Here is a 25,850-nt window from a genome sequence, read left to right as displayed (position 1 = left end):
CCAGCTTATGGGTGCTGGCCATTCGTCACCGCCGGGATGATCCTATCATCCTATTCTTAGTATCTTAAAGATACTTCTAATCCGCCGTCAAGCAGGCGCCCTGCTCTATTTTTGTTTTCGCAGTGCCCTCATTTGACGCAGCCGCTCATCATTTGCGCGATTGCTTTCGCCTAGACCAATTTCGAAACTCCTTCGACGGACACGATGCCGCGCGTGCCGATCAAGCGTTCGCCAAATTCGCTTCCTTGTTGAACTCGATGGTGAGTTGATCCCATTCGCCCAGGCTGTCCTGAATTTTGCTCCAGAAGGACTGCGAGCGGCGTCGCTCAAAATCGGCGACTGAAACCCCCTGCTGCTCGACCCAGGTGTAGTAGCCGAGGTTGAAGACGGCACGGCGCGACAGCTCCGTCAGCTCGACGACATTGTCGGAGGCGGCGCCGAGCAGGCAGGCGCCGAAGATTTCGGCGGCGTTCACCTGATCAAGGCCACGCGCATAGTGCTTCTCTTCGAATTGCCTGCGCTCGCTGCCGTACATGGCAGCACTGTCCGTCGCTACGGTGACGATGGCCTTCTCGGGCCCATAATTCATCTGCTTTGCCAGTTTGATCGAGGCGATGATGTTGGCGAGCCCGGAGATGCCGATATGGTCAAAGGCGCGCACCAGCGCGGGGTCGAGACCGCGGCGCGTCCCGAGATAATCCCGGCCCGCCTTCGAGCCGAACAGCAGATTGAGCTGGTCGGTGGTTCGATCCGAGACCCCGACGACGAAGTCGAGGTTCATGGCATTGTGAATGAGCGGAATGTGCTTGTCGCCGATCCCCTGAATGTTGTGCTCGCCATAGCCATTGTTGAGCATCGTCGGACACTCGAGCGCCTCGACGGCAACAACTTTCGAGCCCCAGCGCCTCTTGAGAAAATCACCCGCGGCGATCGTCCCCGACGATCCTGTTGCCGAGACGAAGGCCGCCAGTTCGTGGTTATCGTCCTGGTTGAACGCCTTGAAGGCATCTTCCGCCGCGCGCCCCGTGCATTCATAGTGGATGAGATAGTTCGAGAACGACGAGAACTGGTTGAGGATGACGTTGCTGTCGTCCTGCCTGAGCTCCGCGCACTTGTCGTAGATCTCCTTGACGTTGCTTTCGGTGCCGGGCGTCCGGATGATGTCGGCCGGATCCGTCACCCACTTCTCGAGCCATTCGAAGCGCTCACGGCTCATCCCTTCGGGCAAGACGGCAACGCCGCGACAGCCGAGGATCCGCGAAACGGCGACGCCGCCGCGACAGTAATTGCCGGTGGAAGGCCAGACCGCCTTCTGTTTGGACGGGTCGAAGCGCCCGGTCACGAGCTGCTCGATCAAGGCGGCATAGGCCGGCAGGACCTTGTGCGCGCCGATCATCGGAAAGCGATCGCCGAGCAGCACGATGATCTTGGCATCGACGCCGGTGATCTCCTTTGGCAGCACGATATGGCCGGGTACCAGGTCCCTGCCCCTGCGGTTTTCCGCATTGTACCAGTGCATGCGCCAGAGGTTCGCGGCGCTCGGCTCATCCGGCCCGACCGCCGCAATGTCCTCCCACACCTTGGCCGACGGAAGCGGCGGGTGCGCGAGTTGCGAGAAGGTCGGCAGCGTCAGGTTAAGTTTGCGCGCTTGCGCCGCGGCTTGCCGCCAGCCTTTCCTGTCGACAACATTCGGCTCGATTACAAACGCCATTTCCAATCATCCCTGTTGAATCTCACGGCCTCGCCCGGGTCCTTTAGCACCCCGCGGATCGCATGCCCGTGCTGGTCTGCCGCTCATGGACCGCGTCAAATGAACGCTGCCTCCGAACGTCATCCGCGACGCCATACGTCGTCGTGCGCTGACGCGGCACACGGCCCGCCGAAATGATGATCGATTCGAGCGCCTGCGGCGTCATTTCCTGGCCGTGCGAGGCGCCGGCCGACCGCGAGATGCTCTCATCCATCAGCGTGCCGCCGAGGTCGTTGACGCCGGCCGCAAGACAGTGCCGCAGCCCCTCCGGTCCCATCTTGACCCAGGATGCCTGGATATTGGTGATGTACGGGTTGAGGACGAGGCGCGACACCGCGTGCATCAAGACCGCCTCGCGGAATGTCGGCCCCGGTCGCGCCCGGCCCTTGAGATAGACCGGCGCTTCCATATGAACGAACGGCAACGGCACGAGCTCGGTAAATCCGCCGGTCTCCGCCTGCAAGCGCCGTAGCCGGAGCAGATGCCGCGCCCAATGGTCGTAACGCTCGATATGGCCGAACATGATGGTGGCCGTCGATCGGAGCCCGATCGAATGCGCCGTGCGCATGACGTCGAGCCACTGCTGGGTCCTGATCTTGTCCGCGCAGAGCTTCTCGCGCACCTCGTCGTCGAGGATCTCGGCGGCCGTTCCAGGCAGGGTGCCCAGGCCGGCCGCCTTCAGCTCCTGCAGGAATTCGGCAACCGAAATGCCCAGCGTGTGCGCCCCTTGATGGATCTCGAGCGGCGAGAACGCATGGAGATGCATGGCCGGGACGGCGCCCTTCACGGCCCGACAAACATCCAGATATTTCTGCCCCGTATAGGACGGGTGGATGCCACCCTGCATGCACACCTCGGAGGCGCCGCGGTCCCAGGCCTCGGTGACCCGCTGCGCGACTTCCGACATTTCGAGGTCGTAGGGACGCCCGCGCAGATTCTCGCTCATCTTGCCCTTCGAGAAGGCGCAGAACTGGCATTTGAAGGAACAGATGTTGGTGTAGTTGATATTGCGGCATACGACGTAGGACACCACGTCGCCGTTGACGCTGCTCCGCAATTCGTCGGCCGCCCGGCAAATGCTGGTAAAGTCGCGCTCGTGAGCGCGGAACAGCCTGACGATCTCGCCCTCCGAAAGCTCATCGCCGCGCTGGGCCTTGGCAACGACCGACGTGACCTCGCCGCCGTGCGCGGTGCGCGGCGCGGATTTCAACCATCCGACCTCGCGCGATGGGAGCCCGCCGACGTGGCCGGGATGCCAGTCGTCGGTGCGCGGAAATCCATCCCCGTCGATGCGGTCGAGGACCGACTTCAGCAGCTTGTTGTCGAGCCAGCGCGAGGGATAGCGCGCGAAACTCGGATAGATCGGCAACCGCTTCTCGAGCCGCTTGCCGGTTGACCGCGTTGCCGCCTCCAGCAGTCGCAGATGCGGCCATGGTGCTTCGGGATTGACGTGGTCCGGCGTGACGGGCGACACGCCGCCCCAATCGTTGATTCCCGCCGCAACGACGCGCCCCAGCGCTGCCGGGCTGAGGTTCGGCGGCGCCTGAATGTTCATCTCCGGCTCGAAGATCAGGCGGGCGACAGCAATGGTCCAGAGATGATCGTCCACGGAAGGCGCCGGCGCATCGGCCATGCGCGTCCCGACCTTTGGCCGGAAGTTCTGGACGATGATCTCCTGGAGATGGCCATGCGCATCGTTCAGGTCCCGCAGGGCGAGCAATGCGTCGATCCGTTCGGCCCTGGTCTCCCCGATGCCGATCAGGATTCCGGATGTAAAGGGAATGGCCTGCTCACCGGCAGTCTTGATCGTCTGAAGCCTGACGGCAGGCACCTTGTCCGGCGATCCGAAGTGAGGGCCGCCCTTCGCGCAAAGCCGATCGGACGCGGACTCCAGCATGATCCCCTGCGAGACCGATACCTTGCGCAGCATGGCAAGATCGAGCTCGCTCATGATCCCGGGATTGACGTGAGGGAGCAGGCCGGTTTGCTCGAACACAGCCCTGGCGACTTCGGCGAGATACGACAGCGTGGATTCGTGGCCGAGCCTTGTCAGCTCCTCACGCGCGACGCGGTAGCGAAGCTCCGGCTTGTCGCCGAGCGTAAATAGCGCTTCATGACAGCCGGCCTCCTTGCCGGCCTTGGCGATGGCGACCGCTTCCTCGATCGAGAGATACGGCTTCACGTTCGAACGCGGCGCGTGAGCGAACGTGCAGTAGTGACAGACATCGCGGCAAAGCTGGGTAAGCGGGATGAACACCTTGGGCGAATAGGTGATAACATCGCCGTGCGCGGCATCCCTTCGGCTGGCTGCGGCCGTCAGGAGCTCGCCAATGTCGGCAAGATCGATTAGCTCGTAGGCTTCGCTTCGCGACAGGCGACGGTCGAACGGGAGATTCAAGACGGACGTCATCAGAACAGCCTCACGGGAACGGGATGGTCGTCGCTGCCGAAGCGCTCGGCAATTTTGAGCTCATCAAGAAACGAACCTGTCGTTCCGAGGTTTTGCGACGAGATCAGATACGGACCAAAATCGATCGGACAGTCGATGTCCTTGCCGATGCCGTGCGACTTGAACACGCTGCAGCTCAGTTGCCGCTGCCGCGCCAGGGCGCGATGCGCGCGGAAGCTCTCTTCGCCAAATCGAGGCTCAAGCATGTCGGGCGACCGCATCGCCAGGGCATTTGTGCCACCGTCGTAAAGTGCGGGTACGAGCACGATCGGCGTGTGGTCCAGCAACCGAATGACGTGTTCGAAGTCCTCCGGCCGAGCGAACGGAATATCGGCGGGCACGACAAGAACCCGCCGCCCGTACGGTTGGAACGCATCGAGGCCACGCTGTACCGCGGCATTAACGCCGGTCTCGACCTCGTCGAAGATCATGGCCGCGCCAAAGCGCTTGGCGATCGCAAACGCTTCCGGATCGGCGCTCACCACGGCGATGCCGGCCAGCGAGCGCGTACCCTGCAGGTTTCCGAGAACATCGCACAGCATGGCTTGCGCCAATTTTGCGCGCTCGGTCGCCAGCAGGATGTCACCCAGCCTGCCTTTTGCTTGACTGAACCGCTTGACGGGCACCAGGGCCCAGGTTTCGGAATCGTCCATCGCCCCGCTCAGCTGTTTAGTCGATCGAGAAATCGGAGACACTCGCGCGCCAACTGAACACGCTCATCCTTCGAGCGCATGATCGTGTTCGTCACATGCACGGGAATGCCGATCGCATCGGCGTCGGCCTGGTCTTCGCGATCCATCACCAGACCATCGAGGAAGCCATAGTGCGTGACGATCGAGGCGCAGTTTGTCGCGACGCCGAGCTCGTTCATGATCTTTGCGGTCGGTCCCTTGATGGCGCGGCCGCCGACCAGCGGCGAGATTGCAACGATGGGAGCCTTCGCTGCATCCAGGGCAGCCCGGATACCGGGCACAGCCAGGATCGGATCGATGCTGAGATACGGGTTCGACGGACAGACAATGATAGCATCGGCGGCACCGATGGCCCGCAATGCGGCGCCGGTCGCCGTTCCACCGCTGGGGCTCTGGAATTCGATCTTCCTGACCTCGGGTCGCGCCTGCAGCTCGACGAAATAGCGTTGAAACGCGAGCTTCTGATCGGCCGTCACGACGATCGTCGCAAATGGATCGTCGGTCATCGGCAGGATGCTCGCCTCAATGCCGAGATGCGATGCAATCCTGCCCGTGAAATCGGTCAAGGTCACGCCGGCGCTCAGCGCGCGCGAGCGCAGGACGTGCATGGCAAGATCGCGGTCTCCCAAGCGAAACCATGTCTCGCCCTTCAGGCCGCCGAGCGCCTCCATGAAGTTCCAGCTTTCGCCGGCTCGCCCCCAGCCCCGCTCTTCGTCGGCAAGCTCACCCAGCGTATAGACCACTGTGTCGATGTCCGGCGAGATCGTGAGACCGAGATGCTCGAAATCGTCGCCTGTGTTGACGATGACGGCGAGCCTGGCGCCCAGCAGGCGATTGAGGCCATAGGCTAGCTTGGCGCCTCCGACTCCGCCGCAAAGCGCAACAACATTGAGGTCAGCGCCACTCATCGGAACATATCCTGGCTCTTGGGTCGCGCGAGCGCGGCCGCGGGTGAGACCGGTCCATCAAGCGTGAGGCCACGGACGAGGATGATCGGGACGCCCTCGCCCGCTTGCCCCATCAGGAGTGAGGCGGCGCCGGCGATCTCGTCGGCGATGGCGATCTCGGTGACGCGCATCGCCCGGCCGAACATGTCGGGGACACCGATTTGGCTCAACAGCGAGGGAATGCCGGCAGCGCCGATCGCCACGCCGACGACACCATTGCGCCAGGGACGGCCAAAACTGTCGTTGATGATGATCCCAAGATTGAGGTCGCCGGCTGCGTCCAGCGCGATCTTCAGCTTCTGCGCGGATCCGTCGGGATCTTTGGGCAGCAGCAGGACGCGCTCTTGGCCTTCACGGTGCTCGATGTTCGATTGATCGATGCCGGCGTTGGCCATGACGAAGCCGAGCCGGTGCGCGGCGATGACCACGTTCGGCCTGGTCTTGACGACCTCCGCGGATTCGCGCAGCACAACCTCGAGGAAGCGCGGGTCCTTGCCGACCGTCGCCGCGAGTTCGAGCGCCGCCGGGGACGGCTCGACGTCGCTCAGCCGAACGTACTGCCCTTCCGATTTCGAGACGATTTTCTGCGCAATGACGAGGATATCGCCCCGCTGCAGCTCGAGCGACATCCCGGCCAGGCTCTGCCTGATGAGCGCGGCAAGATCCTCGCCCGGCTCGACGCGCCGAATGTCCTGCAGGGCGATGTATTCGACTCGCGTCCCCACAGGCATGGATCAGGCACCCGGGGTAGCGGGCAGGCCGGTGATGCGGATACCGGCGCCGGGCACCTTGTAGCGCCGGTTGATCCCGATCAGCACGGATGTCAGCGCCTCGGCGGCCGCCGAGTTTGCCAGCACGCCGCCGTCGATGCCGGCGGATGCAACTTCATTCGCGAGACCGATGACGACGTCGCGCGCCGCCTTGTCGTCGCCAAAGACCAGAACGTCGCAATCCGCCCGGCTGCCCTGGTGCAGCTTGGTCGCGCCCACATTGTGGAAGGCGGAGACGACCCGCACGCCGGGTCCGAGCAACTGCTGCGCGATCTGCGCGGCCGAGCCGGCGGACGGAAGCTGGACCACGGACACTTTCGGCGGCACCAACGGGACCGCGGCATCCACGACGATCTTGCCCTGAACCACGTCCTTGACTTCGTTCAGCGTCGCATCATGGCTCGCGAACGGCACGGCAACGACCACGATGTCGGCGGCCCGCGCGGCGGCGGAATTGTCGTCGCCGGCGACGTCGCCGGTCATGGTCTGGGCCGCGCTCCTGGCCTTCTCCGCGGAGCGCGAACCGAGAATGACTTTGTAACCGGCCGCAAGCCAGCATTTCGCGAGGCCGGATCCCAAGTCACCGGTTCCTCCAAGGATGGCAATCGTCGGTTTCGTGTTCATGTCTCGGTGGCCTTTCCGGGATTAGTCGAGGGGCATTTCGGTGAGCGGCACGAGCTTGACGCCGGCCTTCTCGAGGCCCTCCCGCACCGCACGAGCCGTGGCGACGCCCGTGGGCTCGTCGCCATGGACGCACAGCGAGTGGACCTTGCATGTGATCTTCTTGCCGTTGCGGGAGGTGATGGTGTTGTTCAGCACCATATCGAGCACCTGCCGGGTGGCGACCGCCGCGTCCTTGATGACCGAGCCCGCGATCTTGCGCGATGTCAGATTGCCGTCGTCGTCGTACTGGCGATCGCAGAAGCCTTCGATTGCGACGGGAAGTCCGAGCTTGCGGCCGGCCTTCTCCATCTCGGATCCGGCGAGAGCCACATAGATGATGCGCGGATCGACGGCCTTGATGGCGCGGCCGATGGCAAGCGCGTATTCGGCGTCTTCGGCGGCCATGTTGTTGAGCGCGCCGTGCGGCTTGAGGTGGGTGACCCGCTCGCCTTCGTAGGCCGCCATCGCCTGCAGCGCGCCAATCTGGTACGCGACCATGTATTCGAGGTCATCCGGGCGCATATCGATGCGCCGGCGCCCGAAACCCCAGAGATCGTTGAAACCGGGATGAGCGCCGATCGTGACGCCGAGGCGCTTGGCTTCGCGCACCACATTGCGCATCACCCGGGGATCACCGGCGTGAAAGCCGCAGGCGATATTGGCCGAGCCGATGATCTGGAGGATTCCGGCATCGTCACCGACGTCGTAGGCGCCGAACCCTTCGGCCATGTCGGCGTTCAAGTTGATCGATATGGTCATCCGTCACCTCGTCTGCTTGAGCTATAATGTCCTATCATTAGTAAGACAATCCCTTTTGCAAACAATTTTTCCCGTTTTTCCGAAGATCGCTTTGGAGCGACGACAGCAGGCGGCCGTCTCACGAGATCCGTATTGAACCATCATCCCAATGATAGTATGTATCCCCAATCCTGGCAAGCTGCGCTGCCCCGATGGCGACGCGTTCGATCGGCGGCGGCAGCTCCCACCCAACAACTCATCGCGAAGGCCGGTTCGAATGTTCCTGTCGAATACAAGTTCATCTCACGACCAACCGCTCGACCCGGCGGATGCCGCCACGCTGGCGCGTGAAGAAGCCAGCGAAGTCGAGCGCTTTCTCACCTTCCGACCGAACCACGCGGAAACGCCGCTGCGATCGCTGCCGGCGCTCGCTCGCGAATTCGAGGTGAAGTCCATCCATATCAAGGACGAATCGCATCGGCTCGGCCTCGGCAGCTTCAAGGCTCTGGGCGGATCCTACGCCGTCGTCAGGCTACTGCTGGAGCATGCCGGCAACAAGCTGGGCCGCGCGGTGGATATCAGCGAGATCGGGACGCCCGCGATACGCGAGATCGCGCGCGGCCTGACGGTCGGCTGCGCCACCGACGGAAATCATGGGCGATCGGTTGCGGCCGGCGCGCAGATGGTCGGAGCCAAGGCGGTCATCTTCGTACATTCCGGGGTTACGGATGAACGCGTGCAGGCAATTGCCCGCTTCGGTGCGGAGATCGTGCGGGTGCCTGGTACCTACGACGACTCCGTCGCGGTTGCCGACAAGGTCTGCCAGGACAATCATTGGATCGTCGTCTCTGATACGTCCTGGCCCGGCTATGAGCGCATCCCCGGACTGGTCATGCAGGGCTATACGGCGATGCTGAACGAGATCCTCCGGCAGCAGCCAGAGGCACCCACCCACGTCTTCATCCAGGCCGGCGTCGGGGGCCTCGCGGCCGCGGTCGCCGGTTACTTTGATGTCGTCTTTGGCAAGAGCCGGCCGACATTCGTGGTCGTCGAGCCCGAACGCGCTGCGTGCCTCTATCAAAGCGCCATCGCGGGCGCGCCGATCAAGATCGCCCATGGCGAGCCGACGATCATGGCGATGCTGGAATGCTACGAGCCTTCTCTGGTTGCCTGGCGCATCCTGTCGCGGAAGGCGGACGCATTCATGATGGTCAGCGAAGAAGGTGCCGCGGCAGCGATGCGCCGCCTCGCGCATCCGACGGGCGATGATCCAGCCATTGTGGCCGGCGAAAGTGGCGCAGCCGGATTGGCCGGCCTTTGGCGCGCCGCCAAGAGCAGCGCCGCGCGTGAATCGCTGGGCTTGAACCAGGCGTCGCGCGTCCTGCTGATCAACACCGAGGGTGCGACCGACCAGAAGCGCTATACGGAAATCGTGGGTGCTTCGCCGGCCAGCATCCTCGCCTAGAGCATTTTCGGTTCTGATTACATCAGAACCGAAGCTCTGGATTCTTGTTTCGACGCGTTTTCTTCACGCGAACCGGTGGCCACTTCGCTCGAAAACGCTCCAGCGCGGCCTTTCGAGCGGGCCTTGCGCCCGCTCCTTCGTCAGGCCTTCGTTCGCTTCTTCGATTTTTCGAGAAGGTCGGAACGCAGCGCGAAGCAACTGCGATGATAATGGATATTGGCGACGTAGACGGCGATGTCGTTGCTGTCGACCAGCACCAGGCGACAATCGGCGGTTGGTTCGCCGAGACCGATCTTGAGCAGTTCGGCCGTCTCGGGATCGGCCACGCCGATCGTCACGACCTGATGAGCATGGGCGAGCGTGATGTCGTCCATCTCCATGATCTTCGTCAGCGCGGCCGTGTGGGTGAAGCGCTTGCGGTCCTTGAGGTAGAGGTTGCGCGCCAGATGGAGGTTGACGACCGAAAACGGCTCATCCTCATTGTATTGCACGCTTCTGAGAAACGCGTAGCTGGCGGCGGGCCGGCCTTCATGCGCGGCGAGCCGGGGCGGATCCGCATTTTCCTCGACATAGACGCGCTTGAGGACGTTGTTCCTGACGGAATCGACCATCGACTCGAAATCATTGGCGAGGTTCAGCCAGTGACGGTTCTTGGGTCTTCCGGATACGAACGTCCCGCGCCCCTGTTGCGCGTCGAGGAGACCCTCGTTCCGCAACATCTCGATCGCCTGCCGAACCGTAACGCGCGCGACGCCGAATTCGGTTTCGAGCTCCTCGATGGTCGAGATCTTGTCGCCCTCTTGCCATCGCCCGGACTCGACCCGTTGACGCATGACCGATGCAACCTGCACGTAGAGGGGGACCCGGCTGCGCTCGTAATTTGGGACTACCTTATTCATGATAGTAAGATAGTCCATTTCATCGCCAAAGGCGAGTTTTTATCGCCGAACAACTAGGATCGTCGCAAGAGCCATCGAAGCGCTCGTCTCACATAATCCAACGCCATCGATCGCATGAGCGCGCCGGCGTCGAATTCCCTGACCATGGCCGGCTCACCCTCGCCTCCACCCGATCGATGGGAGAGCCGCGTCTCGAGGTTCTGGACAAAGACAGCGATGATCCGTCCGGCCACATCCTGGATCAGGCCGGAGCGGCTGAACTGCGCCAGGGCCCCGGTCAAGGTGAAGCCGATGCTGAGATCAACCCTGGTTTGGTTCTCCACGTCACCCGGCTTGACGGCATAGCCGATCAGGCCGCGGGTTGACGAGTTGCTGCGCTTGTCCTTGCCTGCACCGACAATCGTGCCCGTGCGGCTCGCATCATCGCGCGTCACATCGGCGATGCCTTGAAATTCGGCAGAGATCGGCCCGACCTTGATCTTGATCTGGCCGTCGACGTGACCGTCGACCGGCTCACCGGCGAGCGATGCGCCCGGCAGGCAAGCCGCGACCGCGCCGATGTCGGAGAAGAAATTCCAGACGTCATCGACTGGATGCCCGACGGTGAAGCTCTGCGTGAACGTCGTTTGCGGCTTCCAGCTCGTATCCCTGAGCGAGGTCGCCGCTGCCGGAGCTTCCGCCTTTTTCACAGCTGGTGCGGCGTTCGCCTTGGGCCGAGCCGCAGCCGCGGTCACCGCGGTCACATTGCCGGAGCCCGAAGGCCCAAGACGGGTCCGGTTTCCGTTTGGAATCGCCGCGATCCCTCGCCCCCTGCGGTCTGCGATCACACCCTGGATGGCGCGGACGATGCCGACATAGCCGGTGCAGCGACAGAGGTTTCCGCTCATGGCCACGCGAATATCGCGCTCGCTGGGGTCCTGCATGCGCAGCACGACATCGCGCGCCGACACAACCATCCCCGGCGTGCAATAGCCGCATTGCAGGCCGTGCTCCCTCGTGAAAGCCGCACGCAGCTCGCGCGTGATCTCGTCGTCGTCGAGCCCCTCGATCGTCGTGACGTCGGCCTGCTGGCAAGCCAACGCGAAGGTGATGCAGGAGCGCGTGGGCACACCATCGACAAGCAGCGTGCACGCACCGCAGACGCCGTGCTCGCAGCCCAGATGGGTGCCGGTCAGATTGAGCTTCTCGCGGAGAAAGTCCGCAAGATGCGTCCGCGGCTGGATCTCCGCGCTGACGGCGCTGCCGTTGACGTTGAGGTTGCAGGTGCTCATTGCGGCCGTGCCTGCTCGATCGCGCGGCGCAGCGCAGCGACATGGGTTTGCTTGTCCAGGGGATCGACCATCCCTGCCTTCTCCAGAATCCCGTCGACGGCCCCGCCGTCGAAACTGTCGCTCAAGCGCGGCGCGCGGCCGTCGCCAATCACATTGCTTGCCTTGGCAATGACAATCGGACGGCTCTCCGTTGCGCCGATCACCGCACGGCTGATGCCGCGATCGGGGTCGGTCATGAAGGCGCCGATCGCGTGGGCAAACTCGCCCGTCTTGCGGCAGCTCTTGTAATAGCCCCAGCGCGCCGATTTGCTCAGTCGCGGCACCACGACGCGAACGAGAACTTCGCCGGAGCGCAGGTCGGCCTCAAGCGCGCCGACCATGTAGTCCTCAACGGCCACGGTCCGCTCCCCGGCCGGGCCGCGCAGCACGACTTTTGCCCCAACCGCGGCGAGGATCGAGTGCCAGTCGGCGGACGGATCGGCATGCGTCAAGCTGCCGCCAATGGTGCCGCGATTGCGCACCGCGCGATATGCGATTCCATTGGCCACCGTCGGCAGCGCACCGCGGGTGACGTCGGTGACGCGGAGATCCTCGATATCGGCATGCGTGACACAAGCCCCGATCGAGATTTCCTCCGCCCCGTCACTGAAACAACGGAGCTCTTCGATCCCGGTCAGGTCGACGATCAGATCGGGCTGCACGAGCCTGAGGTTCAACATCGGCCCAAGCGACTGGCTCCCGGCCATCATCTTGACGGTTCTGCTGTCGTCGGCGATGAGCCGGATCACCGCATCGACCGCATCGGGGCGTGCATAGTCGAAATTGACAGGTTTCACGCCGGCAACCCTTCCGCCAGTTCGCGCGCCTTCTCCTTGCGGCTCTCGGCTGCGGCCTGAATTGCCTCCAGCACACGCCGTGGCGTCATTGGCGTGTGCAAGACCTGGGCTCCAAGAGGCCGCAATGCGTCATTGACCGCATTGCCGATTGCTCCGGGAGGAGCAATGGCACCGCCTTCGCCGATGCCTTTGACACCGAACTCCGTATAGGGCGCCAGCGTCTCCATGTGGCCAAGCTTGGGCGCCGGCACCTCGGTCGGGCCCGGCAGCAGATAGTCGGCAAAGGTCGATGCGAGCGGCTGCCCCGACGTGTCAAAGTTCATCTCTTCATACATTGCGGTGCCGATGCCTTGCGCCAGCCCGCCGTAGATTTGCCCGTCGACAACCATGGGATTGATCAGCTGGCCGCCGTCTTCGACGACGACGTAGTCGATCAACTCGATATCGCCCAACTCCGGATCGACGGCCACCACCGCGATATGGGTCGCGTAGCTGAACGTCCCGGAATCGCGCGCCGGCTTGTAGCCGATGGTGACCTCAAGGCCTCTCGGGTCGACAGTTGCCGGCAGATCCTGCGGCCGGCGGTACCAGGTGTGCGCGATTTCATCGATCTTCACGCTGTTCGACGGGCCGACGACCGCACCATTCTCGAGCTTGACGTTCTCGACTTCGGTCTGCAGCAGATGCGCGCCAATCCCCTTGATGAGCTTGGCGAGCTCTCGCGAGGCCGTCGCAACGGCGCCGCCGGACATCACCGCGCAGCGCGATCCCCAGCTGCCCGTCGAGTACGGCGTGTACTCGGTGTCGCCGTGAACCAGCTTGATGCACGCGATATCGATGCCAAGGATCTCGTGCGCGACCTGCGGGAGCGTGGTCTCCATGCTCTGACCGTGCGAATGCGCGCCGATGCGCAGCTCGAGGCCACCGTCGGGGGTCATCCGCGCGGTCGCCTGTTCGTGTCCCGGAACCATCGGGATGCCCCAGCCTGCGTAGACCGATGTGCCGTGCGCGCCCTGCTCGCAATAGACCGATAGCCCGACCCCGATCAACCGGCCGTCCGGCTCGCCCTTCTTTTGGCGCGCGCGGAGGCCCGCCAGATCGATCTTTGCCAGAGCCTGCCGCAGCGATTCCGGATAATCTCCGCTGTCGAAATGCTTCTTGGTGATGTTGTCGAACGGCATCTGCTCCGGCCGCACCAAATTCTTGAGCCTCACCTCGTACGGCTCGAGACCGCATTCGTGGGCGATGGCATCCATCATCAGTTCGATCGCATAGCAAACGCCGGTTCTGGCAACGCCGCGGTAAGGCAGGATCGGGCACTTGTTGGTGGACACCGACCAGGTGCGGCAGCGATAGGATGGAAAGTCGTACGGCCCGGGCAGGATGCTGGCGATCTGCGCAGCCTCCAGGCATGCCGAGAACGGATAGGACGAGTAGGCGCCGGAATCGACCGAAGCCTCGCACTCGACACCGCGCAACTTCCCGTCGCGATCGGCATAGACGGTGATGTTATAATGATGCTCGCGGCAATTCGCGCCCGCCGTCAAATGCTCGCGACGATCCTCGATCCAGCGCACGGGATAGCCGCAGCGCATGGCGAGCCAACCAAGACAAACATCCTCCGTCAGCACGATACCCTTGTAGCCGAAGCCGCCGCCGACATCGGGCGAGACGATGCGGATCTTCAGCTGCTCGAGATTAAGGCATTCCGACAGGCCGTTGCGCACGATGTGCGGTTGCTGATTGCCGGTGTAGAGCACGAGCTGGTCCATCCGCTTGTGCCAAACCGCAACCGTGCCGCGGCCTTCCATCGGCGCCATGCTCTGCCGCGCGGTCGATATCTCGCGCGTGATCTTGATCGGAGCGTCGTAGGCCGCTTCCATGTTGATGTCGACAAACGTCTCGAGGAAGACGTTGTCGCCCCACTCTTCGTGCACCAGGGCCGAGTCCGGACGCCGCGCCAGCAGCATGTCATGCACGGCCGGCAATTCCTCGAAATCAACTTCGACGGCAGCCGCAATGTCCTCGGCTTCCGCGCGGCTATCGGCGACGCACATCGCGATCAATTCGCCGACCTGACGGACCTTCTCGAACGCGAGGATCGGCTGATCGGAAAGCTTGAAGCCCGGCAGTCCGGACACCGCGCGAATGGGGCGCGTATCGGCTGCGATATCCGACGCAATGAACACGCTGCTGCGGAGGTGCGGCGGGATGCGGATATCCTTGATCCGCGCATGTGCAAGCGGACTACGGACGAACGCAACGTCGCGCATGCCGGGCAAGCGAATATCGCCGACATATTCGCCTCGTCCACGGAGAAAGCGATCATCTTCCTTTCGGGGAACGGAAGCTCCAACGCCTTGCTTTGCCACTCCGTCTCCCCTCTTGTCGTCCGTGTTCGGAGCGATCAACGGCTCGAACATCAAATTCATTCTATTATCGCAAAGATAGCATCACCGGGATTGAGCGTCGAGTCTCGAGAACCCTCCCGCGTGCGACAATAGCGAGTTCGCACCACCGACGCCGCCAAAAAAAGGGGCCCAAACCATGGGCCCCTTCCCGATCGATCCGGCCCTCGATTACTTGGTTGGGGCGGAATTGCACCAGTCGTGGATGCTGAGCGCCATGACCTTGATGGCCGTCAGATAATCATCGATCGACACATACTCGTCGTTCGCGTGCATGACCGCCGTCGAACCGGGTCCGAAGATCACGGTTGGCGTATTCGCGTACTTGTTCAAGAACCGCGTATCCGCCGCACCCTGGCGCCCCGAGATCGTCGGCTTCTTGCCGGTCACTTCCGTATAGACGTCGCAGACGGTCTGCACGATCGGATGCTGGACCGGAATCTCCGAAGCCTCGGCGTCGTAGCCGACGAACTTCACCACGGGCGGATGATCCTTCATCCAGGGATCCTGAGCCGCAACTTCGGCGATCTTCTTGACGAGGCTCTGCTTGACGCCCTCGTGGTCCTCGCTCGGCACCGTCCCGATCGATCCCTTCAGAACGGCGCTCGCCGGGAAGGCGCTCGGATAGTTGCCGGCCTGGAAGCTGCCGATGATGCAGGGCAAGGAGTCGATGGCGCTCGGGTAGAGCGCGTGCTTGACGTTCGCAACGCGCTCGTCTTCCAGCTCCTGCACGGCCTTCACGATCTTATTGCCGAGCTCAATGGCGCTGATGCCAAGGTAGCGCTGCTGGATACCGGCGGGCTTGCCTTCGATGTCGATCTGGAACCAGATGCGCCCGATGCAGGCCGGCTGCACGAACAGGTCGCTGGTCTCGCCGGAAATACCGGCGTCCGCCTTGTATCCGCGGATGACGGTGTCGAGCGTGCCGTGTCCGCTGACTTCCTCGTCGATGACGATGTTGATCATGACATCGCCCTTCGGAGTGAGGCCAAGCTCCTTCAAGTACTGGACCGCGAGCACGTGGCTGGCAACGCCGCTCTTCATGTCGCACGAACCGCGGCCATAGATGCGCCCGTTCTTGATCGAAGCCGACCACGGATTGTCGCTCCATCCCTCGCCGTTGCCGACGGGGATCACGTCGGTGTGGCCGTTGAGAAGCAGCGAGCGGCCGCCGCCGGTGCCCTTCAGGGTCGCAACGATGTTGGGACGATTCTCATAGCCGCGGTCGACCGGGCGATAGCCGGGATGCTTCTTGAGCTCGTCCCAATTGGTCTCCCACATGTCGACCTCCAGACCGACCTCGGTCAGGTAGCCGTGCATATGCTTCTGGATCGCGGCTTCGTCGCCGGTCACGCTCGGGATCGCGACCATGTCCTGGAGGAACTTGATCGCGTGATCCTTCGAAGCGTCGACCTTGTCGATGATCTTCTTGCGTACGGGGTCAGTCATCTGCTTGTCGCCTGTGTTGAGCTTTTTCCGGGTTCGTTACTTGGCGCGTAGGCGCGGGATGATCTCACGCGCGATGGTCTCGACCTGGTCCGCCTGGTACTTGTACGGGACGAAGATGATCTTCTGGACGCCGAGCGCGATGTGTTCGCGAAGCTGGGCGACGCACTCATCGACCGAGCCCATGATTGCGCTCTCGCGGCTGCAATCGCTGTGAGCCGGAAAATCCCACTCCTTGTTGAGCCAGTCCATCATGTCGGCTTCGACCGCCTGCCGCGATTTGCCGATCATGATCGGCAGCTGCGAGGCGTTCTTCAAAGTCGACGGATCCTTGCCGCCCTCCTTGGCGAAGTTGATGATCTTGTCCCAGGACTTCTTGAAGTCGGCCGGACGATAGAAGTAGGTGAGCCAGCCGTCCCCGTTCAGAGCGGCGCGCTTCAGCACGGGATCGGCGTATCCGCCGATCAGCAGCGGAATTTGCGGCTGCGCCGGCTTGGGATACATCACCGCCTTCGAAATGTTGTGGCGCATGTATTCGCCGGTAACCGACTCTTCGGTCCACAGCCGGCGCATGATCTCAAGATTCTCATCCATGATCTTGCCGCGTTTCTCGAAGGGAATGCCGAGCGCATCGAACTCGCGCTTGTACCATCCGGACGCCATACCCATGATCAGGCGGCCTTCGGACAGCTGATCCATGCTCGAGAGCTGCTTGGCGAGCGCCACCGCGTTGCGGAGCGGCAGAACCAGGATGCCGGTGCCCATCTTGATCCGCTTCGTGCGCGCGGCAATGCCCGTCAGCGTCGTCAACGAATCGATGATCGGGAAGTTCGGATCGACGCCGAGAAGCATGTGATCCCAGACCCAGACCGAATCGTAGCCGAGCTCCTCGACCCGAACGCCATACTCGACGAGCGCCCGGGCGTTGGGCATTTCGGGATAAGCGGTGAAATTGCGCGCGGCAATACCAAACGTGTTGGCGAGCGTGGTCATCGATAGATCTCCGGACTTGGTGTAGCTTTAAGCGGTGAAGAGACGGTCGGGATCGAGCATCCGCAGCGTCTCGAGTTCGTGGTCGGTCGGCGGCGACGTGACGTGGAGATTCTCGTCGAAGTCGAGCCTGAAGCCGGTATTGTCCTGTACTTCCTCGCGGCTGACGCCGGGATTGAGCGCCAGCACCTTGATGCGCCGGGTCCTGTCGTCGAAGCCGAACACGGCGAGCTCGGTAATCACGCGCCACATGCCGCCGCTCGGCAGGCCGGAGTCGCGCCGGCTGGTGCCGCCGCGGATGAACCCGGGGCTGGTGATGAAGTCGACCTTTTCGACGAAGCGCCGCTTCTCGTGCTTCATCGCGACGATCATGTTGGTCAGGCTGGAGATGTCATTGCCGCCGCCGGTGCCCGGCAGGCGCGTCTTCGGCTTCGCCGGGTCGCCGATGAACGACGAGTTCAGATTGCCGAACTGATCGATCTGGGCGCCGCCCATGAAGCCGACATCGACGTAACCGCGCTGGAGCAGCAGCAAGACATCGGCGCTGCCGAGGACCATGTTGGCGCGCTTGGTGCAGCGCTGGTCATTGGTCGACGGCGGCAGTTTGCCCGGCTCGACGAAGGCGCCGACCACGCCGCCCTCGAACAGAATGGTCAGGGCTGGACAGCGGGTGCGCTGGGCCAGGGTTGCAGCGAGCAGCGGCACGCCGATGCCGGCGAAGACCACCTGCCCGTCCTGCAGCTGGCGCGCGCTCAAGATCGCGAGAATTTCGCTTGCGGTGTAGCGCTGCGCCTCAGTCATTATAGATGCTCCTGCCCTTCTGCGTTGCCTCCAACACCTCATCCATGCCGATCAGCGAGAGATATTCGTTCCAGGACTTCGGGCTGTAAAAATAGCGGTCGAGATATTCCTGCATGCCCTTCACGGGATCCGCGTTGACCTGCGCGACATAGGCCTCCATGTGCCGCATCATCGGCTCGTAGAGGCCGTAGCACTCGTGCGGCGCCGATCCGTAGGGAACCTCGACCACGGCATCGACGCAGAAGAACGGGATCTTCGTCTGGTCCGGCGCGCGCCGGATCTGGTCGTTCGAGACGATCCGCTCGGTCGTGAGGATCACGCTGTTGGCGGCCAGCGCGAGATCGATGTCCATGAATTGCAGGCCGTCGATCTGGGCGTTGCCGTAGGGGTCGCAGCGCTGGACGTGGATCAGCGCGACGTCGGGGTTGAGCGCGGGAACCAGCAGCAGCTTCTCGCCGGTGAACGGGCAATCGATCTGCTTGGCTTCGGGACGCTGACCAACGATATCCGACCCCAACATGGCGCGAGTCGGCAGGAACGGAACGCCCATGCCGCCGGCGCGAAAGCGCATGCCGACAGCCATGTGGCTCCATTCCTCATAGCGCTTGCCGCCATTTTCCACGTGATGCCGCATCACCTTGGACAGGCCCCAGAGAATCCCCTGGGCGAACCAGCTGGTGACGACGTGATTCGCAATGCCGGATCCGAACACGAGGTCACCGTCCGTCGAGACGATGCAGCGCGAAATCGAAAGGTCCTTGCGACGCCGGCGGATCAGCTCCCAGAGCATCGCCATTGGCGTGCGGGACATGGTCGACCCGCCAACACCCACTTTCATGCCATCTTGGACGAAGCCTGCCGCTTCCTCGAGCGACACCACCTTCTCGCGCAGGCTGCGGTCGCGCTGCGCCATCTTCTCTCTGAGCCGCGTGTACGGCTCCACCAGGGTATCCGGCAAAACATCCTCCTTGTCGGCAACCGGCAGCGGCTGAGGAGCGAACCGCAGGCCCTTCCTGCCAATTGGACCTATCGTACTAATGTTAGTCCCATACGTCTAGCAGAATCTTCGCGACGGCCAATCGTGACGAGTTCAGCAGCCGCGAGATGACATGGCGAAGTAAGTGGCCATCGAAGAAGCGCAGCAGTCCTTACTGCGGGAGATGAGCTATTGCGTCCGGCGACAATTGCTCGGCGCGTCATCGCGCCCTTCTGCCGGATGGTTGAGAACATCCGAGTCACCAGGCAGCTCGGCAAGGTTGAGTATTCCTTGACGCGAAACAGGCCGAAGCAGCTGAAATGGCGCTACGGCATCATTGTGCCGCTTGGCGATCGCAAATCATGCGTCGAACGCGCGAGCTCGCTCATGTCTCAGATGATCCGCGATGAAGACCACAGGTCGGCTGCACGTGAGACGAGCAGCGCGCACTTTTCCAACTTGACGGTCCCGCCTCTCACGGTTCCGGCTATCAGCTACGCGAGCGGACGGAACTGCCGCATGGTTGGCCTGACCAGCTCAAAATGTCGGCTCGAAGCGGAGGGTATTAGGGCCATAAGCCGATAGATAGGATGTCTCACCCAGCATCACGGCTCTTGGCACAGATCGTGCTTATGAGCCAACGTCACTTTCGAAAGCGTCGCCATGCAGCGCCCTGCTTCCACAGCGACCACCCGGTTGAAGTGGCCCGCCTGGTGCCGCAGCGGGCGCACAGGCGTCAACAAGAACCAACAAGAGAGGATGGACCGTGGAGCATTATCTTACCTCGACACCAGATCATCTTCATTGGGGACTGTGGGATGGCCGGCTCAGCCCCGTCATCAGAATTGCGTCGGGTGATCGGGTGACGATCGAGACGCTATCGGCCGAGCCGGATGAAGCGTTCGATGTCGTGAGCGACCTGGTCGAACCGCTTGGCTGCAGCGACATCCCCGCGTCCCGCGGAGCCGCACCGCGGCTATTGACAGGACCGATCCACATCGAGGGCGCCGAACCAGGTGACGTGCTCGAGGTTCGTGTCCTCGATGTCCGCCTGCGATCGGACTGGGGTTGGAACATGAGGGCCCCGACGAGCGCTGCGCGGGAAACCTCATTGGACTTTTGCTGCCGGCATGTCCCGCTCGATCGCACGCGCAATATCGCGCGCCTGCCCTGGGGACGAGAGCTGAGGTTGTCGCCGTGCTTCGGCAACTTCGGTGTCGCGCCGCCGGCGAACTGGGACCCCCGCAAGCCGAACGAAGCGAATGGTTTCAGCGGGCGCATCGACAACAGGGATCTCGGCGTCGGATGCACCGCCTATTTCCCGATCTTCGTCGCAGGCGCATTGTTCTCGGCGGGTCATGGCTACGCGTTGCTCGACGATGGAGCTGCGCAGCTCTCCGCCATCGAAACGGCGCTCGCCGGTACGTTCGAATTTCACATTCACCGCGATCTGCATCTTGCGACCCCTCGGGTCGAGACCACATCCGCGTCGGCCAGCAGATCGACCGTCAATGCGTTCACACCGCAAGGCCGCGACCGACGCACGAACTAATGTTGCGCGCCGCGCACAGCACCTTGGCTCATCGCCGCCAGTGCATGACACCACCGTCTACTGCTGCTGCAACGCCCGCTCAACGATAGCCACGGCTTCCGGAGGAGCCTTGGCCTTCCACATTGCGATTGGTGCCGACGCACCTTGCTTGAGCGCGGCGAGAACAGGAGCCGGCGCCGGCTCTGCGATCTCAACCCCGTTGGCGCGCATGCGCGCATAATTCTCGGCCGTGCGATTGGCCAGAAGCTGGAACTGGCTTTGTTCCGTCTCGGCAGCTACCTGCATCACTTGGCGTTGAACCGATTCCGGGAGTGCTTCAAAGGCATCGGTCCTTACAAAGGCAATCGAGATCGGGATCGCGTAGTTGATCGCCGTGAAATGGGGCAGATCCTGCCAGAGCTTGCGGCCGGCCCCGCCGTCGCCCGATGTCAGGATGGCATTCAGCTCATGGCTTTTTACCTTGGCGATTGCCTCGTTGAACGGAAGATACTCCGCCGTTGCACCGACCGCGCGCATCACCTCGGCCGAATTGTAGTCATACGTCCGCGCGGCAATAGATCGCAGGTCCGTCGGCGTCGAAATTGGCTGCACGCTCCAGAGGCCGGTGGACGGCCAAATAGTGACGTACAGGAGCTTGAGGCCGCGCGCGGCCAAAGCCTTCTCATAGAGTGGCCGCGCGCGCTCGTTGATGGTCCGCGCCGCCTCGATGGACTGGACGACAAACGGCAGCGACGGCAAACCAAACACCGGATCGGACGCTTCGAGCGGCCCCGCAAATGCGTCGCCACCGGCAATCCGCCCTTCTTGGGCCGCGCGCAACATTTCGCCGGAGCTGATCTTCAACTCGTTATCGAACGCATTGCGGACTGTAACGTATCCGTTCGTCTGCGCGGAGACGAGCTCCGCGAATTTTTCCAAGCCAACTCCCGAAATATTGCTTCGAGGATATTCCGTCGCCATCTGCCACGCCACTTGAGCGGACGCAGGTGCGCCGAAGAAGACCGTCGACGCGACGAGAAGCGCCGCCATGGCAGAGCGCAGACCGGCCCAACTGGTCGGCGAAGGCAAATCAGAATCGGAATTGAGCACCGGAAATGTCCCGCAAGCACAGTTTGACTTCGATCAGTCTTGCCTATGCTGACGGGGCCGTCAAACATGCCGTCCTCGACCGGCGCAGTGCCCGTCATCGCTTGCTGCTACGCCGTTTCTCGGCGCGGCGCGGTGCCGCCTTTGCCGTCGCACGGGCCTTGTTCGGCTTTGGCGCCTGCAACCCGTAGGTGGAGAACCCCTTCGCGGTGTCGGCGATCTCCTCGTCGCTCAGGATGATCCGCGAGTCGAGCGCAAGCGAGAGGTAATACTGCCGCGCGAGGGTCTCGAGCTCGACCGCGAGCCACATCGCCTTGTCGAGATTGGCGCCGAGCGCGATCATGCCGTGATTGGCGAGCAGGCAGCCATTGCGACCCTCCAGCGCGGCAATCGCATGATCCGACAATTCCTTGGTGCCGTAGCGCGCGTAGCCGGCGCAGCGGATGTCGGTGCCGCCGAATGCCGCGATCATGTAGTGGCAGGCCGGGATCGGCTTGCGCGCGATCGCAAGCACGGTTGCATAGGTCGAGTGGGTGTGGACGATGGCGCCGACATCGGGCCGGGCGCGCGTGATGTCGAGGTGAAAGCGCCATTCGGTGGAGGGCTGCAGCGGCCCCTCCCACGCGCCACCGTGGCCCTCGAGCGGCATCGACGCGATCATCTCCGGTTTCATCGAATCATACGGGGTCGCCGAGGGCGTGATCAGCATTCTGTCCTTGTAGCGGGCGGAGATGTTGCCTGATGTCCCCTGGTTGAGACCCGACGAATTCATCCATCGGCACTTGGCAATGATCGCCTCGCGCAATTGTCGTTCCTCACGGGTCATACGGACTGCCTTTCTCTTCAGCACGAATTGCCTCTTCAGCACGGATTGCGTAGCGGCTCGCCGATGTCTTGCACCGCCAACCGTCCTCTTTACTCTGGACCAGCGTAGGATCTTTACTCTGGACCAGCGTAGGATCTCGCCGCTTCATCCCTTCTCGGCGGAGAGGAACAGGCGATAGGCCGGATTCTCGCTCTCGTTCCAATAGGGATAGCCGAGCGCATCCAGCGCCCGAACGAACCGGGCGCGCTCCTGGGGCTTGACCTCGATGCCTGCCAGAATGCGTCCATAGTCGGCGCCGTGATTGCGGTAATGGAACAGCGAAATGTTCCAGTCGGGCGCCAGGCTCTCAAGGAATTTCAGCAACGCGCCGGGACGCTCGGGAAATTCGAAGCGGTAGATGACCTCGTCCCTCAGAAGCGGCGCGCGACCACCCACCATGTAGCGCACATGGTCCTTGGCCATCTCGTTCTCGCTCAGATCCAGGATCGGATAGCCCTCGCGCCGCAGCAGCTCCATGACCTCGCGCTTCTCGGCCTCGCCGCGGCTCAGCGCGATACCGACGAAGAGCTGCGCCGGCGCGGTCGTCTCGGCGAAGCGGTAGTTGAATTCCGTGATCGCCCGCGAGCCGAGGATGCGGATGAAGTGCCGGTAGCTGCCCGGCTTCTCCGGCACCGTCACGGCAAGCAGCGCCTCCCGATGTTCGCCGACCTCGGCGCGGTCGGCAATGGTGCGCAGCCGGTCGAAATTCAGATTGGCGCCGCTGTTGACGGCAATCAGACTCCCGTCGCTGAGCGCGCCGCGCTCGGCGTAGGCCTTGAGGCCAGCGAGCGCCAATGCGCCGGAGGGCTCGGCCACCGATCGCACGTCGTCGAAGATATCCTTGATGGCCGCGCACATGGCGTCGGTGTCGACGGTGACGACCTCGTCGAGCAGGTCGCGGCAGAGCCGGAACGTCTCGGCTCCCACCTTGCGGACCGCGACACCGTCGGCGAACAGTCCGACCTGATCCAGCGCGACGACGTTGCCCTTGGCGAGCGCCGCCGCCATCGACGCCGCGTCAGCAGGCTCTACCCCGACGACCTTGATCGCGGGGTTGAGAAATTTCACGAAGGCGGCGACGCCGGCCGCGAGTCCGCCGCCGCCGATCGGCACGAAGATCGCCTCGATCGGATCGGGATGCTGGCGCAGGATTTCCATCCCGACGGTCCCTTGGCCGGCAATCACGTCCGGATCGTCGAACGGATGCACGAAGGTCAGGCCGCGCGCGACCTCGATCTCCCTGGCCTTGGTTTGTGCGTCGTCGAATGTGTCGCCATGCAGCACAACGTCGCCGCCCAAACGCCGGACGGCTTCGACCTTGATGGCCGGCGTCGTCCGCGGCATCACGATCGTCGCGGGAATGCCGAGCTTGCGCGCCGACAGCGCCACACCCTGCGCGTGATTGCCCGCCGACGCGCAGATCACGCCCTGTCTTCGCTGGGCGTCCGGCAGCCTGACGATCTTGTTGTAGGCGCCGCGAAGCTTGAAGGAGAAGATCGGCTGAAAATCCTCCCGCTTCAGCAGGACGGCGCGCGACAGGCGCTCCGAGAGCCGCGGCATCGGATCGAGCGGCGTCTCGACCGCCACGTCGTAGACACGGGCGGTCAGGATGCTTTGGGCGTAGTCGCGGAGCGCGTCGGTGGCAGCGGTCATCGGGTCGCTTCTGTCGATGGGGCGGCAATCCATATCGGTTGCACCTGCCCATCGTCGGCGCCGACCTGGCGAGCAGACGGCTGGGAGCCGGCCGCTGCATCCAGCTCGAACCTTCGCATGACCGGAGACTGGAGTGAAGCCAAGACCGCCGGATCAATCGCCTGGCCGAGCGCATATGAAGTCATCTCGGCCGTCGCCGGGGGGCGCTGCCAAAATGTCGAAAACAACCCCATGCAAAGTAGCCGGCGGCGCCCGGCGTCGGACCGGGCGACTTGACACGTCGGGCAACTCAGGGATACATTTCTAGTATTCCGAAATTCGCCAACGAGCGCCTCCGGCACCGCAGCTGAATCGGTGACCCAGCCAAAAAATTCCGCCCTGGCGTTGACCGCTTCACGCCCTGAGACGCGACGAATTCCACCCCCTGCCGTGGTCACCGGGCGCTTCCCAGCCCACCTCGGAGACGAGCAGCGTGTCCTCGAGCTTGATGTAGCCGCGCGTTGGATGCAGCAGCGCGGTTTCGATCGAGATCACCATCCCGCATTCGAGCGGCCGGTCGGCGTCATAGGGCGCGTAAGGTACCGGGCCGGTCGCGGTGAGGCGCGGCGCTTCGTGGCTGACAAGCCCGATGCCGTGTGCGGTGAAGTCGAGCACGGCGCGATGTGGAGAGGCTTTGACGGCCGCCTCGCCCGCCGCAATGATGTCGCCACCCAAGGCACCGGGCCGGATCGCGCGCCGCGCCACTTGCTGGATCTCCTCGACCTGTTGCAGCAACTCGCGCAGCTCGCTGTCGGGCTCACCCAAAATACCCATGCGGCTGAGGTCGCCGATATAGCCCCGGTAGTTTCCGCCGGAATCGATCGAGATCACGTCGCCCTCCGCAAGACGCTGGTTCGACGGCGCGCGGTTATGGCTGTTGCCTGCGGCGATCAGGCAATATTCGAAGACGAGATCGCGTTCCTGCTCCTCGCGGCGCAAACGAGCGACGACATCGTTCTTGGTCATGCCCGGCGTGCAGCCCTTGAACGTGGTCATCATCGCATCGACGACCCGTTCGGAAGCCTCTCTGATGAGATCCAGTTCGGCCGGTGACTTGACGGCGCGAAGCCGCTCCAGCGTGAAATGGGCTTCACGGAGTTCCACATCGCCAAGCCCGGCACGCAGATGATCCCTGGCATCGGCCGGCAGGAATCCTGCCTCGATGCCGACGCGCCTGGCCGAGCCCCCGAGTTTTCTCACATGTTCAATCGCGAGGCCGATCGCATCGATCGTCCCCCATGCGTCCGCTTTGACGATCGGCGCCGATATCCGTCCGAGCGCGTGCTCGAACTTTTCCATCCGGTTACCGATGTATGCGGAATTTTCCGGGTTTCCCTTCTGATAGACAAACACCGGCAGATAGCGGCTGGTGCCGATCGCCTCCATGACGTCAAAGAAGAAGAAGCGATATCCACCGAGCAAATACTGCACGTTGTGACGCGAGGTCACGATCAGGATGTCGAGCCCCGCCTCATCCATCAGCCGATCGAGCTTTGCAGTATCGAACGGCGCCGCCGTTGCGATCGTGTCGAGCGCATGATCCATGGTATGCCC

Annotated in this window: 21 protein-coding genes; 2 read left to right on the top strand and 19 right to left on the bottom strand. The window is 63.1% G+C overall.

The features are described from left to right. Positions 1-220: 220 nt before the first annotated feature. From AAFG07_RS11820 to AAFG07_RS11790, 7 genes are read right to left on the bottom strand one after another with little or no spacing between them, the layout of a single operon-like run. Complete coding sequence (locus AAFG07_RS11820) at positions 221-1,711, bottom strand: pyridoxal-phosphate dependent enzyme (protein ID WP_342727415.1); 1,491 nt, start codon at positions 1,709-1,711, stop codon at positions 221-223. Positions 1,712-1,754: 43 nt separating this feature from the next. Further along, a complete protein-coding gene (cofH, locus tag AAFG07_RS11815) occupies positions 1,755-4,160 on the bottom strand; it encodes a 5-amino-6-(D-ribitylamino)uracil--L-tyrosine 4-hydroxyphenyl transferase CofH (protein WP_342727414.1) in 2,406 nt (801 codons plus the stop codon). Beyond that, entirely contained in the window at positions 4,160-4,852 is a 693-nt protein-coding gene (gene cofC, locus AAFG07_RS11810; RefSeq protein WP_342727413.1) for a 2-phospho-L-lactate guanylyltransferase, read from the bottom strand. Before cofC ends, cofH begins: the two co-directional genes overlap by 1 nt. An 8-nt stretch (positions 4,853-4,860) precedes the next feature. Then, positions 4,861-5,799, bottom strand: coding sequence for a 2-phospho-L-lactate transferase (gene cofD, locus AAFG07_RS11805; protein ID WP_342727412.1), 939 nt, complete (start codon positions 5,797-5,799; stop codon positions 4,861-4,863). Continuing rightward, on the bottom strand, positions 5,796-6,569 hold the full coding sequence (cofE, locus tag AAFG07_RS11800; protein WP_342727411.1) for a coenzyme F420-0:L-glutamate ligase: 774 nt from the start codon (positions 6,567-6,569) through the stop codon (positions 5,796-5,798). Before cofE ends, cofD begins: the two co-directional genes overlap by 4 nt. Before the next feature lie 3 nt (positions 6,570-6,572). Then, complete coding sequence (gene npdG / locus AAFG07_RS11795) at positions 6,573-7,232, bottom strand: NADPH-dependent F420 reductase (RefSeq protein ID WP_342727410.1); 660 nt, start codon at positions 7,230-7,232, stop codon at positions 6,573-6,575. A gap of 21 nt (positions 7,233-7,253) precedes the next feature. Beyond that, the gene (locus tag AAFG07_RS11790) at positions 7,254-8,030 is read right to left on the bottom strand and encodes a 5-oxoprolinase subunit PxpA (RefSeq protein WP_342727409.1); all 777 of its coding nucleotides are present in this window, start codon (positions 8,028-8,030) and stop codon (positions 7,254-7,256) included. Positions 8,031-8,286: 256 nt separating this feature from the next. Here AAFG07_RS11790 and AAFG07_RS11785 point away from each other — a divergent pair, with 256 nt between their 5' ends. Beyond that, a complete protein-coding gene (locus AAFG07_RS11785; protein ID WP_342727408.1) occupies positions 8,287-9,474 on the top strand; it encodes a diaminopropionate ammonia-lyase in 1,188 nt (395 codons plus the stop codon). Positions 9,475-9,614: 140 nt separating this feature from the next. Here AAFG07_RS11785 and AAFG07_RS11780 read toward each other — a convergent pair whose 3' ends face one another. The 8 genes from AAFG07_RS11780 to AAFG07_RS11745 all read right to left on the bottom strand — a co-directional run bounded on the left by AAFG07_RS11780 (position 9,615) and on the right by AAFG07_RS11745 (position 19,038). Next, the gene (locus AAFG07_RS11780; RefSeq protein ID WP_092116298.1) at positions 9,615-10,373 is read right to left on the bottom strand and encodes a GntR family transcriptional regulator; all 759 of its coding nucleotides are present in this window, start codon (positions 10,371-10,373) and stop codon (positions 9,615-9,617) included. A gap of 53 nt (positions 10,374-10,426) precedes the next feature. Beyond that, the gene (locus tag AAFG07_RS11775; protein ID WP_342727407.1) at positions 10,427-11,644 is read right to left on the bottom strand and encodes a 2Fe-2S iron-sulfur cluster-binding protein; all 1,218 of its coding nucleotides are present in this window, start codon (positions 11,642-11,644) and stop codon (positions 10,427-10,429) included. Next, positions 11,641-12,480: an FAD binding domain-containing protein gene (locus AAFG07_RS11770; protein ID WP_342727406.1), complete on the bottom strand. Its 840-nt coding sequence runs from the start codon at positions 12,478-12,480 to the stop codon at positions 11,641-11,643. Before AAFG07_RS11770 ends, AAFG07_RS11775 begins: the two co-directional genes overlap by 4 nt. Then, the gene (locus AAFG07_RS11765) at positions 12,477-14,903 is read right to left on the bottom strand and encodes a xanthine dehydrogenase family protein molybdopterin-binding subunit (protein ID WP_342729128.1); all 2,427 of its coding nucleotides are present in this window, start codon (positions 14,901-14,903) and stop codon (positions 12,477-12,479) included. The genes AAFG07_RS11770 and AAFG07_RS11765 overlap by 4 nt, the downstream gene beginning before the upstream one ends. A gap of 156 nt (positions 14,904-15,059) precedes the next feature. Continuing rightward, positions 15,060-16,337 (bottom strand): ArgE/DapE family deacylase, encoded by a 1,278-nt coding sequence (locus tag AAFG07_RS11760; protein ID WP_342727405.1) that lies wholly within the window; start codon positions 16,335-16,337, stop codon positions 15,060-15,062. Between the two features lie 36 nt (positions 16,338-16,373). After that, positions 16,374-17,327 carry a TIGR03619 family F420-dependent LLM class oxidoreductase gene (locus AAFG07_RS11755; RefSeq protein WP_207832125.1) on the bottom strand — a complete coding sequence of 318 codons (954 nt, stop codon included), beginning with the start codon at positions 17,325-17,327 and terminating at the stop codon, positions 16,374-16,376. A 27-nt stretch (positions 17,328-17,354) separates the two neighbouring features. Beyond that, the gene (locus AAFG07_RS11750; RefSeq protein ID WP_092116308.1) at positions 17,355-18,125 is read right to left on the bottom strand and encodes a CoA-transferase; all 771 of its coding nucleotides are present in this window, start codon (positions 18,123-18,125) and stop codon (positions 17,355-17,357) included. Further along, on the bottom strand, positions 18,118-19,038 hold the full coding sequence (locus tag AAFG07_RS11745) for a CoA-transferase (protein ID WP_342729127.1): 921 nt from the start codon (positions 19,036-19,038) through the stop codon (positions 18,118-18,120). Before AAFG07_RS11745 ends, AAFG07_RS11750 begins: the two co-directional genes overlap by 8 nt. Positions 19,039-19,867: 829 nt before the next feature. Here AAFG07_RS11745 and AAFG07_RS11740 point away from each other — a divergent pair. Continuing rightward, complete coding sequence (locus AAFG07_RS11740) at positions 19,868-20,653, top strand: acetamidase/formamidase family protein (protein ID WP_342727404.1); 786 nt, start codon at positions 19,868-19,870, stop codon at positions 20,651-20,653. A gap of 57 nt (positions 20,654-20,710) precedes the next feature. Here AAFG07_RS11740 and AAFG07_RS11735 read toward each other — a convergent pair whose 3' ends face one another. The 4 genes from AAFG07_RS11735 to AAFG07_RS11720 form a co-directional block, all read right to left on the bottom strand. Further along, positions 20,711-21,682, bottom strand: coding sequence for a TRAP transporter substrate-binding protein (locus AAFG07_RS11735; protein ID WP_342729126.1), 972 nt, complete (start codon positions 21,680-21,682; stop codon positions 20,711-20,713). Between the two features lie 154 nt (positions 21,683-21,836). Beyond that, positions 21,837-22,565 (bottom strand): class II aldolase/adducin family protein, encoded by a 729-nt coding sequence (locus tag AAFG07_RS11730; RefSeq protein WP_342727403.1) that lies wholly within the window; start codon positions 22,563-22,565, stop codon positions 21,837-21,839. Between the two features lie 144 nt (positions 22,566-22,709). Beyond that, positions 22,710-24,257, bottom strand: a complete 1,548-nt coding sequence (ilvA, locus tag AAFG07_RS11725; protein ID WP_342727402.1) for a threonine ammonia-lyase, biosynthetic — start codon at positions 24,255-24,257, stop codon at positions 22,710-22,712. Between the two features lie 393 nt (positions 24,258-24,650). Continuing rightward, complete coding sequence (locus AAFG07_RS11720; protein ID WP_342727401.1) at positions 24,651-25,841, bottom strand: Xaa-Pro peptidase family protein; 1,191 nt, start codon at positions 25,839-25,841, stop codon at positions 24,651-24,653. Between the last annotated feature and the right edge of the window lie 9 nt (positions 25,842-25,850).

This window comes from Bradyrhizobium sp. B097 (assembly GCF_038957035.1).
GTDB lineage: Bacteria > Pseudomonadota > Alphaproteobacteria > Rhizobiales > Xanthobacteraceae > Bradyrhizobium.
Note: the sequence above shows the minus strand (reverse complement) of the source record. Positions and strands in the feature narration are given on the sequence as shown.